Here is a 12,697-nt window from a genome sequence, read left to right on the forward strand (position 1 = left end):
CGATGTCCCGTTCAGAAAAGTTGGTTTTCTCCAGCGCATAACCCCCCTAAAGCCGCCCAATGACCACGCGATTCCAGTTTTCAATTTCCGCCACTGATGGCAAGGCACGCACCGGCAGCATTCAGATGATGCGCGGCGAAATTCGCACGCCGGCGTTTATGCCCGTCGGCACCGCTGCCACGGTCAAGGCGATGCGCCCTGCCGAAGTGCGCGCAACGGGTGCGGACATCATATTGGGCAACACCTACCATCTGATGCTGCGGCCCGGCGCGGAACGTGTGGCGCGGCTGGGTGGGCTGCACCAGTTTTCGGGCTGGGACCGGCCGATATTGACCGACAGCGGCGGGTATCAGGTGATGAGCCTTTCGGCGTTGCGCAAAATCACTGAAGAGGGCGTGGCGTTTCAAAGCCATCTCGACGGGTCGAAACATATGCTGTCGCCCGAACGCTCAATGGAAATCCAGCGGCTATTGGGTTCCGACATTGTCATGGCGTTTGACGAATGCCCCGCCAATGGCGTCAGCCGCGACGAAGCGATCAAGTCGATGGAATTGTCGATGCGTTGGGCCAAGCGCTCACGCGACGGCTTCGACAGCGGCGGCGAACATGCCGCGCGCGCGGCCTTATTTGGCATTCAGCAAGGATCATTGGACGAAGAATTGCGTAAGCGGTCTGCCGATGCGTTGATCGACATTGGCTTTGATGGCTATGCCGTGGGCGGCCTTGCGGTGGGGGAAGGGCAAGAGGCGATGTTTGGTTGCCTCGATTATGCACCCGATCAATTGCCCGCCGACCGGCCACGTTATCTGATGGGTGTGGGCAAGCCCGACGATTTGGTGGGCGCGGTTGAGCGCGGCATCGACATGTTCGATTGCGTCCTGCCCACCCGCTCTGGCCGCAATGGCCAAGCCTTTACCCATTATGGCCCGATCAACATCCGCAATGCGAAATTTGCCGAAGACCAAGGGCCGATTGACGACCAATGCACCTGCCCGGTGTGCGCCACATGGACCCGCGCTTATGTCCATCACCTGATCCGGTCGGGCGAAATACTGGGCGCGATGCTGATGACGCAGCACAATTTGCATTATTACCAAATGCTGATGGCAGGCATGCGCGCGGCGATATCGCAAGGACGGTTCGCGGCATTCGCCTCCGATTTCCGGCGGGATTATGTCCGCGGAAAAGATCAGGGTTGAAATCATGACGCGCGTCGCAGAAGCCATCACACGCGCACAGGCCAACAGTCCGTTTCTTGCCGGATTGATGGACCGCAACCCCGACCTGATGGCGATGGTAGAGGCGGGCGAATTTGACGCGGCGCTGGCGCAATCCCTTGCCCGAACGGCGGACAATGTCGGCACCGCCTTGCGCCAACAGCGGCAGGGCGTCGCGCTTGTCACCGCGATTGCGGACCTCGCATGCGTTTGGGACCTCAGCCGCGTCACGCGCATCCTGTCCGACTTTGCCGACCATGCGCTCGACCAAGCCATATCCGCCGCCATCGCAGAACGCGTGCCCGGCGCGCCCAACCAAGGCTTTGCCGTCATTGCGCTGGGCAAACATGGCGGGCGCGAGCTGAATTATTCGTCGGACATTGACCCGATTTTCCTGTTCGATCCCACAACCCTACCCCACCGCGAACGCGACGATGTGGCGGAGGCCGCCGTGCGCTATGGCCGCCGCGTTATCGAACTTTTGTCCGCATTGGACGGCGACGGATATGTCTTTCGCGTCGACATGCGGCTGCGGCCATCGCCGGAGGTCAGCCCCATCGCCCTGCCCGTCGAAGCGGCCATCGGCTATTATGAATCGAGCGCGCTGGCGTGGGAGCAAGCGGCATTCATCCGGTCGCGGGTCTGCGCAGGCGACCGCGCGCTGGGCGCATATTTCCTGAATGCCATTCAACCCTTCATCTGGCGCAAATCGCTCGATTTTGGGCAGTTGAAGAACATTACCGCAATGACCGCGCAAATTCGTGACCATTATGCCAAGGGTCAGAAAATGGGCCTTGGGTTCGACCTGAAACGTGGCCATGGCGGGATACGCGAATGTGAATTTTTCGCGCAGGCGCATCAGCTGATCCATGGCGGACGCGATCCGGTGCTGCGCGTGCCCGACACCCGCGAGGCGCTGAAACGGCTGGCGGCGGCTGGGCCGATTAGCCCGCAAGAGGCGGAGACCTTGTCCTCCGCTTATGAACAGTTGCGGACATTTGAACATCGTCTGCAAATGCACAGCGACCGGCAAACGCACGAGATACCGCAGAACCGCGAAACCGCCGATGCCGTCGCGCGCTTGCATGGGCTGGCGGACGCCGACGCGTTGATTGACGCGATCCGCCCGATCACCGCGCAAGTCGCTGCGATTTACGACCGGATGGTGGACGCGGGCGGCAGCGAAGGGCCGCGCATGGCCGATGAAGGCCTGCCGCTTGAAGAACAATTGACCGATTTGGGCTATACCGACCCGGCCGCCATCATGCAGCGCATGGCCCGGTGGCGCAGCGGCAAGATTCGCGCGATCCGCAGCGCATCGGCGCGTGACGCATTTGAAGCCGTTCTGCCCGCGATCATGAAAGCATTGGCGCTGGCCCCAGATTCCGACCGTGCCATCGCGCGGTTCGAAAATATGATCGAGGCGATACCCAGTGCCATCAACGTCTTCCGCTTGCTGGAGGCGCGGCCCGGGCTGTTGCAATTGGTCGCCAACATATTGAGCTATGCGCCGACGCTGGCCGACGATCTTGGCCGACAGAGCCGGTATCTGGACGCGTTGATTGACACGAGCGCGATGAACTTGCCCGGCGACATGGCCGCTTTGCACGACGCGATGGCGCGCCGGATTGGCGATGCCGATTATCAATCGATGCTTGATATTGTCCGCGATTATGTCGGCGAGAAACGCTTTGCGCTGGGCGTGCAGTTGATTGAGGGCCGAAGCGACGCAAGCGACATCGCACGCAGCTACGCCCATTTGGCGGAGGCAGCGTTGCAGACGCTCACCGCCGCGACGGTCGCCGAATTTGAAAAGGCGCATGGCCGCATTGACGGCGGCGAGCTGGTCATTTTGGCATTGGGCCGATTGGGCGGCGAAGCGTTGACGCATGCGTCGGACCTTGATCTGATATTGCTGTTCACGGGCAACCATCTCGCCGAATCCGATGGGCCGCGTGCCTTAGGCGCGACGCAATATTTCAACCGGCTGGCGCAGCGCGTGATTGCCGCCATGTCGGTGCCCACCGCATCGGGCGCTTTATATGAGGTCGACACACGGCTTCGGCCATCGGGCGCCGACGGCCTGTTGTGTGCGTCGGTGAAAAGCTTTGACCAATATCAGCGCGAAAATGCTTGGACGTGGGAGCATATGGCGTTGACGCGGGCACGCGTGCTTTTCGGGTCCGCCGATGCCCGTGCGCAGGTGGGCGCTATTGTTGCGGACGTTTTGCATGGCCCGCGCGACCCTGAAAAACTGCGCGTCGATATCGCCAGCATGCGCAAGGACATGGCCGCGCATAAACCGCCAAAGGGCGAACTGGATGTGAAGCTGTTGCCCGGCGGCTTGGTCGACATGGAATTTATCATTCACCGGCTTCAGTTGGAAACACATGACGGTTTGGTGCCGCAGCTTGGCCCCGCCATTGATGCGCTAGTGACAGCCGGACATCTGCCTGCAAACTTTGCCGCCGCTTATGCATTGTTCGCGCGCCTGTTGGTCATGGTGCGCCTCATCGCGCCCGATTGCGCCACCCCGCCAGTGGCCGCGCAGGCGTTGATTGCGGGCAGCCTTGGCTTTGCCGATTGGGATGGCTTGATGGCGGCGATTAGGGATTATCGCGGGGTTGTCATGACCGAATGGCAGCGGCTATTTGGACCACGCGATTTTTAAAAGGAACCCATGATGACCGATATCAACGACACCCTGCCCAACGTCAATGTGGCGGATAGCGCAGGCAATGCGGTCAATCTGGCGGCGCTCAAAGGCCCGCTGGTGCTCTATTTCTACCCAAAGGCCGACACGCCGGGTTGCACGAATGAGGCCAAGGATTTCACCGCATTGTCGGCGGATTTCGCCGCGCTCCATTGCCCCGTCTACGGCATGTCCAAGGACAAGCCCGCCAAGCTTGCGAAATTTGCGGCGAAATATGAACTTAACGTCACTTTGCTGTCCGACGAAGCCAGCGATGCCACCGAGCAAATGGGCGCGTGGGTCGAAAAATCGATGTACGGCAAAAGCTATATGGGCATTGACCGGTCAACCTATCTGGTCGGCAAAGATGGCAAGGTTGCGCAAGTGTGGCGCAAGGTAAAGGTAAAGGACCACGCCGCAGAGGTTTTGGCCGCGGCCAAAGCGCTCGGCTAAACCGCGCGAATCCTATTACAAAACCGAAACCCTGAGCCTGTCGAAGGGCGGTTACCGGTGTTGCGCTGCTGTCGAGAGCCGCCCTTCGACGGTCGCATACGCTGCGCGTCTGCTGCTCAGGGCTACGGTTTTTTTGAACGGGCAGTTCGTGCCCTCGCACGATTTTCTCTCACATCCGTCACCCTGAACTTGTTTCAGGGTCTTAATTTCGGACGGATTGAAGAAGTAAGACCCTGAAACAAGTTCAGGGTGACGGGAGTTGAAGCGGACGATTCGAACTGCAACCGATTCGGTCACCGCTCGGACGGTCAATCGCATCTATAATAACGAAATTTTGCGGGTCTTGGCGGGAACAAACGGGTGTATGACGCGTTGTTCACAGCGCCAGATATTGCCCAAGCCAGTTTGGAAATTGTCGGTAAACCGCCATTTTAATGCGCCGTTGAACCCTCCATTCAACGACTCAACGCGTTTGAGCGGCGGTTTGTCCCGCGATTATGACAGGCATGTTGCATTCGTTTGAGCCATCGGACACCACCATTTTCGTAATGAGTGGGCAGATCCTCTGTCTTGGTCAAACTTCTGAACTGCGTAAAAGCGCGGGTCGCATTTTAAGGTAGTACACAATATGGCATCCAGCGCTTTGGCACATCGCCAATCACTGATCCTTAAAGCTGTATCTGCTTTGGTAATGGTCGCCGCTTTCACCGCAGCAACACCATCATTTGCCAACTCAGCCGCCGCCTCATCAGACACTTTCCGTATTTCGGCAGAAGATTTGCGCGCGAACCAGAGCGCGCTTGGCGTTGCGGACGCTGAATTCCGTGCGTTGAATGACAGCTGGGGCAGCATCAACGGCACCGCAACCAAGGTTGCAGTTGCCGTTCCATCGATCAACCCAGTTGAAATCATGAAATTCTCCAGCGGCTATGGATATCGCAGCGCACCGACGCGTGGCGCCAGCCGCAACCACAAGGGCATCGATATTCCCGGCGCAATCGGCACACCGATCTTCGCAACAGCAGATGGCATTGTCGGCCGCGCGGAATGGGTTGGCGGTTACGGTAAATTCGTAGAAATCAACCACGGCAGCGCGGTGCAGACACGTTACGGCCATTTGTCGGCGATGAATGTTACGCCAGGTCAGCGCATCCGCAAGGGCGACATTTTGGGCTATATGGGCTCGACTGGCCGCTCAACCGGAAGCCACCTGCATTATGAAGTGCGCATTGCCGGTGAAGCGATCAACCCAACGGCATTTCTGTCGCCCATGAAATCTGACCCAAGCGGCGCAAAAATCTTGCTTGCTGCAAAAACTGTTGATAGCACGGCTATCGGTGGCCCTGCTGAAGGCGAGTAAGCAGACAGGCCAAAACGCATCACCTTTGGGAGAGGGTGTAATCTTGGGGGCTGGCGCGGGATACTGCGCCGCCCCTTTTCTTTAACTGCTGCATGGCCTACATATCCGATATGAGCGAAACTGAAGTCATCTCCATGACCGCCAATGCCGCGCGCCGCGTGGCCGAAATCGCAACCAAGCTTGGAAAAGATCCGGTGCTGCGGTTGTCGGTTGAAGGTGGCGGCTGTTCGGGCTTTCAATATCGTTTCGGCCTCGCCGACAGTGTTGAGGCGGATGACATCACCGCGCAAGGCGAAGGTGCATCTTTGGTCGTCGATCCCATAAGCCTCGATCTGGTGCGTGGCTCTGCGGTGGATTTCGTCGAATCGCTTGGCGGCAAAAGCTTCAAGGTGACCAATCCGCAAGCGCAGGCCGGTTGCGGCTGCGGCTCCAGCTTTTCGGTTTGATGCAATAGCGATGCGCGGCTAGGGTCGCGGGCATGCGTATAGCGACTTACAACATCAACGGCGTCAAAGCGCGCCTCCCCCGACTGCTCGAATGGCTGGAAGAAACCCAACCCGACATTGCCTGCCTGCAAGAGGTCAAGTCACAGGACGAGGGCTTTCCGATCGAAGAATTTGAACGCGCTGGCTATGGCGCGATCTGGCACGGGCAAAAATCGTTCAACGGCGTGGCCATCCTCGCCAAGGGCGCACAGCCTGTCGAAGCACAGCGCACCTTGCCCGGCGACCCCGAAGACGAACATGCCCGTTATCTGGAGGCGGATGTTTTCGGTATACGCGTTGCGAGCATTTATTTGCCCAATGGCAATCCGCTGCCCGGACCGAAATTCGACTATAAGCTTGCTTGGATGAAACGCTTGTACGACCGCGCCGCGGAATTATTGGCGGCGGAAATCCCTGCCGTTCTGGCGGGCGACTATAATGTCATCCCGCACACGCATGATATCTGGGCGCCCGCAGCGATGTTGGACGATGCCTTGCGCCAACCCGAAAGCATCGCCGCCTATCGCGCTTTATTGGGCCAAGGCTGGACCGACGCGCTGGCGACGCATTATCCGCAAGGCGGCATTTGGACATTTTGGGACTTTCAGGCCGGCGCATGGCAACGCGACCATGGCTTTCGCATCGACCATCTGTTGCTGAGCCCCGTTGTCGCCGACCGCTTGTCCTCATGCGGTGTGGATAAGGACCATCGCGGCCGTGAAAAGGCCAGCGACCACGCGCCGACCTGGGTCGAACTGACGGACTAAGGCATCCCCAACACGAAAGAGTCGTCATCCCCGACACCAAAGAATCGTCATCCTGAACTTGTTTCAGGATAACGCGCCACCGTTGTTTGTTATCCTGAAACAAGTTCAGGATGACGAAGGTCGGTTTTTTTACGTCGCCACCAGACCTGAAAATAGATATTGTAGCAGTCGCTACATTTTGGTATCAAGTTCCCACACTTTATGGGGAGTTTGTCATGACCTTGTTTCGCCTTTTCCTCGTTGCCGTCATTGCCATCGTCGGCGCTTATACGTCCGTCACCATCGCCAACCATGGCATGGGGCTGTATCCGATATTTTTCGGCGACATCGCCGAAATGGCGTGGCCCGGGCAGTTCAATCTCGACTTTTTATTCTTTCTGATCTTTTCCGGATTCTGGGTCGCATGGCGGCACGAATTTACCGTGGCGGGGTTGGCTCTGGGATTTGCGGCCTTTAATCTTGGCGCGCCGTTTTTGGCAGGCTATCTGCTGATCCACAGCTATCGCACCAAAGGCGATGTTGCCGCCATGTTGCTCGGACCGTCGCGGGCAGCACGCGCGCGCTAAAGCGCCTTGGCGTTTATATCGTCAAGGCCAATGCTTTTCAGGAACAGCATCCCTTCGATGCTGACCAGAAGCCGCGCGGCATCAATGTCGCGCTGCGCTTCGCTGTCGGACTGCAACTGCGCCTTGCCCCATTCGAGAAATCCGCGGCCAATTTGTTCGCCCACCGCGCGGTAAAACGGGTCGCCCATCGCCGCGCGGGCGGCAACATCAAGCCAGATCCGCATATAGGGCCACAGCGCGTCTTCAAAAACAATGCCCGCCAATTTGCGGCGCAGCGCGTCCACGGGCAGCGGCTCGGCCGCCGCGTGCGTCCCGACTATTTCCACCAGCTGCGCCGAAATCTGTTCCAACACCGCGGTGATAATCTCGGCCTTATCCTTGAAATAATATAGCAGCATCCGGTCGCTGGTGCCCGCAGCCTTGGCCAACGGACGCAGGCTCGACGCCGAAAGCCCTTGCGCAAGGACATAAGCGGTCAATCGCTGGATGATATCTGCGCGTTTGGTGTCAGGTTTTATCACGCTGACACTATAGCGCACCGAAACACATCAGGGCAAAGGGCAAAGTCATCGGGGTAACTGGACAGCGGCGGCGGCAATCACTATCGGCTGGCCATGCCTGAATCCAAAACACACGCCCACCCTTCCGATTCCATCCTGATCATCGATTTCGGGTCACAAGTGACTCAATTGATTGCCCGCCGCGTGCGCGAGGCCGGGGTCTATTCGGAAATCGCGCCGTTCAATTCCGCCGAAGCCGCATTTGCACGTATGAAGCCAAAGGGCATCATATTGTCGGGCGGCCCTGCATCGACGACCAAAGCCGATTCGCCGCGTGCACCGCAATGTGTTTTCGACAGCGGGCTGCCCATATTGGGCATCTGTTATGGCCAACAAACCATGATGATGCAGCTGGGCGGCCATGTCAGCGAAGGCGACGGCGGCGAATTTGGCCGTGCCTTTATTGAGGTCGAAAAACCCTGCGCATTGTTTGACGGATTATGGGCGACCGGCGACAAGCATCAGGTGTGGATGAGCCATGGCGACAAGGTCACCAGCCTTGCCCCCGGTTTTGAAGTTGTCGCCACCAGCGATGGCGCGCCCTATGCTTTCATCGCCGACGAAGCGCGGCAATATTATGGCATCCAATTCCACCCCGAAGTCGTGCACACACCCGATGGCGCGAAATTAATCTCCAACTTCGTACACAAAATCTGCGGACTTGCCGGCGATTGGACGATGGCGGAATTCCGTGCGACCAAGATTGCCGAAATCCGCGCGCAGGTTGGTTCGGGCCGCGTCATTTGCGGGCTTTCGGGCGGCGTCGACAGCTCGGTTGCCGCGATCCTCATTCACGAAGCGATTGGCGCGCAATTGACCTGCGTCTTTGTCGACCACGGCCTGCTACGCATGAATGAACGTGAACAGGTCGAAACCTTGTTCCGCGACCATTATAACATCCCGCTCGTCGTGGTGGACGCCGAAGAACGCTTCATGGCGGGATTGGCGGGCGTCACTGACCCCGAAAAGAAACGCAAATTCATCGGCGGCGAATTCATCAACGTGTTTGAGGAAGAAGCGAAGAAAATCGGCGGCGCTGATTTCTTGGCGCAAGGCACGCTCTACCCCGACGTGATCGAAAGCGTCAGCTTCACCGGCGGGCCATCGGTTACGATCAAAAGCCACCATAATGTCGGCGGCCTGCCCGCACGGATGAACATGCAATTGGTCGAACCCTTGCGCGAACTGTTCAAGGATGAAGTCCGCGCCTTGGGCCGCGAATTGGGCCTGAATGACCAATTTGTCGGCCGCCACCCCTTCCCTGGCCCCGGCCTCGCGATCCGCATTCCCGGCGAAGTCACCAAGGAACGGTGCGACGTGTTGCGCAAGGCGGACGCGGTCTATCTCGAAGAAATCCGTAACGCCGGGCTGTATGACGCGATCTGGCAGGCCTTTGCCGTGCTGCTGCCCGTCCGCACCGTCGGCGTGATGGGCGATGGCCGCACCTATGACAATGTCTGCGCCTTGCGCGCGGTCACATCCACCGATGGCATGACCGCCGACATCTACCCGTTCGAAAGCGCCTTCCTCAGCCGTGTGTCGACGCGCATCATCAACGAAGTCAAGGGCATCAACCGCGTGGTCTATGATTATACATCAAAGCCACCGGGAACCATTGAGTGGGAATAAGGCTTACACAGCCATGACCATCGCCTACGAACCCGAACGCAACCGATTCAACATGCCGACGGACGCGGGCGATGCCTATGTCACCATCCGCTGGGACAATGACGTCATGATATTGCCGCACGCCGAAGTGCCATCCGCCTTGCGCGGGACGGGCGCGGGGGCGCGGCTGGCCACGGGTGTGTTCGAACAGATCGAGGCGATGGGCGTCAAAGCGCGGCCGACCTGTTCGTTTCTGGTAAAGGTCGCAAAGTCGGACCCGCGCTGGCAGAATCTGTTCGGGCTCTGAACGCATGGCGGCAGAATTATCACCCGCGGCGCTCAGCGAAATCGTCGAGATGGCGCTGTCCGACCATATCAGTTTCACACAGATTTCGGCGCAGCATGGCGTTACACCCGACGAGATAAAAGCAATCATGCGCACGCAGCTGAAACCCGGCAGCTACCGCGCATGGCGCAAACGCGTGCGCGATTTCGGCGACCGGCGCGAACATTATAAGTGACGCCTATGCAGCGAGGGCGATTGCCGTGGCTGCTTGCCTATCTAGCGGGAGATCGGGGGGAATGTCAGGAAGTCGGAGCGTCCCGGACATTCTGCTTTTACCTTAAGCGTGCTTAAAACAGCCATATCATAGCACATCGTTGCTCTATCGGCAGGCCCGCCTGTCGTTCGGCCTCAAGCGTCGCCTGCAGCGCCGGAAAAAACTGCGGATCAACATGGTGAAAGCCGCAGGACCGATAGAATGGGGCATTCCAGGGAACATCACGAAACGTGGTGAGGCTCAGCCCGGCGAGATGTCGCGACCGTGCCCAATGCTCCGCTGCCTTGATGAGATTTCGTCCAATCCCTTTTCTCTGTTGGTCGGACCGCACCGACATCTGCCAGATATGCAGCACGTCCTCACGCACTTCAGCGGTCAGGAACGCGGTGAGCATATTGCTGGCATCGTGCGAGACCCATGCTGCACCCAAGCGAATGAGCGCCTCATGACGCTGCTGAGATGTCACCGTGTCATCTGCAATCCATGCAAGATGGGGAATTTGGCGAAACGCCGCACCGCTCGATCGCTCAATGTCCGGCAGCGCTGCGGCATCATGTTGGGTCGCGGGTCTGATGGTCTGCATATCGCGTAGCTATACCGACAGGCACATGTCGGCAATTGGGCACATCCCGACAGGCTGCTTTTTTGACGATTGCGCGCACAGCGGTCATCGAGCCAGCCTAGACAATATGCGATGACGCTTCACCACCCCAATGAAGGCGCGCCAGAGCGAGCATCACCCTCTTGCGGCAACCAAATTGATCTGCGCCCTTGTGGGTGATCAAAAACCTATGTTGGCTTGTATGATGCCTTTTTGTTGGTCATCCGCATCGCTGTTGCTATTGCCTTCTGCGTCCGTGCATGGGTGCTGGGCCTAGACCGTAATCATTCCAAGAAAGCACGACTAAGATGCCGACTTCAACCTACGCCGTTCTGGCCATTTATGTGGCTTTTGGCCTGCTTGAATTATTTCGCACCCGCCTTTTTTCGAAGAATGAGCAAACCCGCGACGACGGCATTGTCGAAGTGGTCAGCACCGTTTTGTTGTTGGTTTTCACCCAGCCCGCCATTTTGATATTTGTCGACTATGCGCTCGGCGCGCTGCGTCCCGAATGGCGTGGAATGTTGTCGGGTATAAATATATTTTTGGCGATCGGGTTGTTCCTGATCCTGGACGATATGATGCAATATTGGCAGCACCGTGCATCGCATAGCTTCGCGTGGCTCTACAACATGCACCGCGCGCACCACAACGCCCGCTATATGAGCATCCGGTTGGTCTACCGGAACAACATTTTTTATTACGCGCTGATGCCAAGCATCTGGTTCTCGGCCGTATTGGTCTACATGGGCTTGGGCTGGGTCTATGCTGGCTATGTTGTGGTCAAACAACTTGTGATCATCGGGGCGCATAGCGATGTGGCTTGGGATGCGAAGCTGCTCAAAATCAAATGGCTTTCGCCCGTCATGTGGGTGGTCGAACGCACGATATCGACGCCTGCTACCCACCATGCCCATCATGGGCGTCATTACAGCGACCCTGCCGTGAACTATAAAGGCAATTTCGGAAATCTGCTGTTCTTTTGGGACGTTCTGTTCGGCACAGCGAAAATCACCCGCAGCTATCCGCAAAGCTATGGGGTAGAGAATCTGCCAGACGCGACTTTAGGCCAACAATTGGCGTGGCCATTGTTTCCTGAGGCGAAATCCCCACAGAAAAACTAAAGGGCGCTTTGCGACCAAACCATCGCGAACCAGAAAGAAACCCATGTCACACATCACCCTCTTCGGCATTCCCAATTGCGACACCGTCAAAAAGGCGCGGACATATTTGGATGCGCGCGGCGTTGGCTTTGTCTTTCATGATTATAAAAAGGCAGGGGTGACCGAAGCGCATCTGGCGCGCTGGGTGGGCCAAGTTGGCTGGGAAAAGCTGCTGAACAAGGCCGGCACCACCTTCAAGAAATTGCCCGACGCCGACAAGGCCGACATTGACGAGGCCAAAGCCATCGCGTTGATGGTCGCCAACCCGTCGATGATCAAACGGCCCGTGGTCGAAGGCGGCCCGACTTTGCTGGTTGGGTTCAAGGAATCCGAATGGGAACCTGTCTTGTCGCAATAATGAAATGCTGCGCGGCCATGAAGGCGGTATGAAAAACCTGCGCGCCCTCTTCATCGCCTTATTCTTATTGCCCGCCTGCGCGACACCGGAGAGCCACGCCATGGAAAAACCCTTAAACGGCCAAGCCATCATCATCGCGCATCGCGGCGCATCGGGTGAGCGGCCCGAACATACCATCGCAAGCTACACCCGCGCGATTGAACAGGGCGCGGATTATATTGAGCCTGACCTTGTGCTGACAAAAGACGGCGTGCTGGTCGCGCGGCACGAGAATGAGATTTCGGAAACCACCGACGTTGCCGAAAAG

At 58.0% G+C, this 12,697-nt stretch carries 16 protein-coding genes; 14 read left to right on the forward strand and 2 right to left on the reverse strand.

Translation table 11 applies throughout. From position 1 onward, the window contains the following. Positions 1 to 59 precede the first annotated feature (59 nt). From tgt to ACIQZK_RS06380, 8 genes are all read left to right on the forward strand, one after another. The gene (gene tgt, locus ACIQZK_RS06345; protein ID WP_397575392.1) at positions 60 to 1,199 is read left to right on the forward strand and encodes a tRNA guanosine(34) transglycosylase Tgt; all 1,140 of its coding nucleotides are present in this window, start codon (positions 60 to 62) and stop codon (positions 1,197 to 1,199) included. A gap of 4 nt (positions 1,200 to 1,203) precedes the next feature. Continuing rightward, positions 1,204 to 3,888, forward strand: a complete 2,685-nt coding sequence (locus ACIQZK_RS06350) for a bifunctional [glutamine synthetase] adenylyltransferase/[glutamine synthetase]-adenylyl-L-tyrosine phosphorylase (RefSeq protein WP_397575393.1) — start codon at positions 1,204 to 1,206, stop codon at positions 3,886 to 3,888. Positions 3,889 to 3,900: 12 nt separating this feature from the next. After that, positions 3,901 to 4,362: a peroxiredoxin gene (locus ACIQZK_RS06355; protein ID WP_397575406.1), complete on the forward strand. Its 462-nt coding sequence runs from the start codon at positions 3,901 to 3,903 to the stop codon at positions 4,360 to 4,362. A gap of 259 nt (positions 4,363 to 4,621) precedes the next feature. Continuing rightward, a complete protein-coding gene (locus tag ACIQZK_RS06360; protein ID WP_397575394.1) occupies positions 4,622 to 4,885 on the forward strand; it encodes a DUF455 family protein in 264 nt (87 codons plus the stop codon). Between the two features lie 105 nt (positions 4,886 to 4,990). Further along, positions 4,991 to 5,722 (forward strand): M23 family metallopeptidase, encoded by a 732-nt coding sequence (locus tag ACIQZK_RS06365; RefSeq protein ID WP_397575395.1) that lies wholly within the window; start codon positions 4,991 to 4,993, stop codon positions 5,720 to 5,722. A gap of 110 nt (positions 5,723 to 5,832) precedes the next feature. After that, positions 5,833 to 6,168, forward strand: a complete 336-nt coding sequence (locus ACIQZK_RS06370; RefSeq protein ID WP_324478608.1) for an iron-sulfur cluster assembly accessory protein — start codon at positions 5,833 to 5,835, stop codon at positions 6,166 to 6,168. Positions 6,169 to 6,200: 32 nt separating this feature from the next. Further along, positions 6,201 to 6,974 carry an exodeoxyribonuclease III gene (xth, locus tag ACIQZK_RS06375; protein ID WP_397575396.1) on the forward strand — a complete coding sequence of 258 codons (774 nt, stop codon included), beginning with the start codon at positions 6,201 to 6,203 and terminating at the stop codon, positions 6,972 to 6,974. Positions 6,975 to 7,189: 215 nt separating this feature from the next. After that, positions 7,190 to 7,540 (forward strand): hypothetical protein, encoded by a 351-nt coding sequence (locus ACIQZK_RS06380; protein ID WP_397575397.1) that lies wholly within the window; start codon positions 7,190 to 7,192, stop codon positions 7,538 to 7,540. Here the strand turns inward: ACIQZK_RS06380 and ACIQZK_RS06385 are convergent. Beyond that, the gene (locus ACIQZK_RS06385; RefSeq protein ID WP_397575398.1) at positions 7,537 to 8,061 is read right to left on the reverse strand and encodes a TetR/AcrR family transcriptional regulator; all 525 of its coding nucleotides are present in this window, start codon (positions 8,059 to 8,061) and stop codon (positions 7,537 to 7,539) included. The genes ACIQZK_RS06380 and ACIQZK_RS06385 overlap by 4 nt on opposite strands. Positions 8,062 to 8,154: 93 nt before the next feature. Between ACIQZK_RS06385 and guaA the strand changes: the two genes are divergently transcribed. Genes guaA through ACIQZK_RS06400 form a run of 3 tightly spaced genes read left to right on the forward strand, consistent with a single transcriptional unit; the run spans position 8,155 to position 10,229 of the window. Continuing rightward, positions 8,155 to 9,729, forward strand: a complete 1,575-nt coding sequence (gene guaA / locus ACIQZK_RS06390; protein ID WP_395636033.1) for a glutamine-hydrolyzing GMP synthase — start codon at positions 8,155 to 8,157, stop codon at positions 9,727 to 9,729. A 13-nt stretch (positions 9,730 to 9,742) separates the two neighbouring features. Then, positions 9,743 to 10,015, forward strand: a complete 273-nt coding sequence (locus tag ACIQZK_RS06395) for a GNAT family N-acetyltransferase (RefSeq protein WP_397575399.1) — start codon at positions 9,743 to 9,745, stop codon at positions 10,013 to 10,015. Positions 10,016 to 10,019: 4 nt separating this feature from the next. Beyond that, complete coding sequence (locus ACIQZK_RS06400) at positions 10,020 to 10,229, forward strand: DUF2805 domain-containing protein (protein ID WP_397575400.1); 210 nt, start codon at positions 10,020 to 10,022, stop codon at positions 10,227 to 10,229. Positions 10,230 to 10,341: 112 nt separating this feature from the next. Here the strand turns inward: ACIQZK_RS06400 and ACIQZK_RS06405 are convergent, their stop codons facing one another. After that, a complete protein-coding gene (locus tag ACIQZK_RS06405) occupies positions 10,342 to 10,851 on the reverse strand; it encodes a GNAT family N-acetyltransferase (RefSeq protein WP_397575401.1) in 510 nt (169 codons plus the stop codon). 326 nt (positions 10,852 to 11,177) lie between these two features. On the opposite strand from ACIQZK_RS06405, the gene ACIQZK_RS06410 reads away from it, so the two are divergent. The 3 genes from ACIQZK_RS06410 to ACIQZK_RS06420 form a co-directional block, all read left to right on the forward strand. Then, positions 11,178 to 11,993, forward strand: a complete 816-nt coding sequence (locus tag ACIQZK_RS06410; protein WP_397575402.1) for a sterol desaturase family protein — start codon at positions 11,178 to 11,180, stop codon at positions 11,991 to 11,993. Positions 11,994 to 12,036: 43 nt separating this feature from the next. Further along, the gene (locus ACIQZK_RS06415; protein WP_397575403.1) at positions 12,037 to 12,390 is read left to right on the forward strand and encodes an arsenate reductase; all 354 of its coding nucleotides are present in this window, start codon (positions 12,037 to 12,039) and stop codon (positions 12,388 to 12,390) included. A 4-nt stretch (positions 12,391 to 12,394) separates the two neighbouring features. After that, positions 12,395 to 12,697 (forward strand): glycerophosphodiester phosphodiesterase family protein (locus ACIQZK_RS06420; RefSeq protein WP_397575404.1); only part of this gene is annotated, 303 nt, incomplete at its 3' end.

The sequence above is a fragment of the Sphingorhabdus sp. genome, assembly GCF_044338195.1.
Lineage (GTDB): Bacteria > Pseudomonadota > Alphaproteobacteria > Sphingomonadales > Sphingomonadaceae > Sphingorhabdus_B.

Coding starts and splice junctions, on each gene's coding strand:
- tgt (WP_397575392.1), top strand. CDS start 60: ATGACCACGCGATTCCAGTTTTCAATTTCCGCCACTGATGGCAAGGCA.
- ACIQZK_RS06350 (WP_397575393.1), top strand. CDS start 1,204: ATGACGCGCGTCGCAGAAGCCATCACACGCGCACAGGCCAACAGTCCG.
- ACIQZK_RS06355 (WP_397575406.1), top strand. CDS start 3,901: ATGACCGATATCAACGACACCCTGCCCAACGTCAATGTGGCGGATAGC.
- ACIQZK_RS06365 (WP_397575395.1), top strand. CDS start 4,991: ATGGCATCCAGCGCTTTGGCACATCGCCAATCACTGATCCTTAAAGCT.
- ACIQZK_RS06370 (WP_324478608.1), top strand. CDS start 5,833: ATGAGCGAAACTGAAGTCATCTCCATGACCGCCAATGCCGCGCGCCGC.
- xth (WP_397575396.1), top strand. CDS start 6,201: ATGCGTATAGCGACTTACAACATCAACGGCGTCAAAGCGCGCCTCCCC.
- ACIQZK_RS06380 (WP_397575397.1), top strand. CDS start 7,190: ATGACCTTGTTTCGCCTTTTCCTCGTTGCCGTCATTGCCATCGTCGGC.
- guaA (WP_395636033.1), top strand. CDS start 8,155: ATGCCTGAATCCAAAACACACGCCCACCCTTCCGATTCCATCCTGATC.
- ACIQZK_RS06395 (WP_397575399.1), top strand. CDS start 9,743: ATGACCATCGCCTACGAACCCGAACGCAACCGATTCAACATGCCGACG.
- ACIQZK_RS06400 (WP_397575400.1), top strand. CDS start 10,020: ATGGCGGCAGAATTATCACCCGCGGCGCTCAGCGAAATCGTCGAGATG.
- ACIQZK_RS06405 (WP_397575401.1), bottom strand. CDS start 10,851: ATGCAGACCATCAGACCCGCGACCCAACATGATGCCGCAGCGCTGCCG.
- ACIQZK_RS06410 (WP_397575402.1), top strand. CDS start 11,178: ATGCCGACTTCAACCTACGCCGTTCTGGCCATTTATGTGGCTTTTGGC.
- ACIQZK_RS06415 (WP_397575403.1), top strand. CDS start 12,037: ATGTCACACATCACCCTCTTCGGCATTCCCAATTGCGACACCGTCAAA.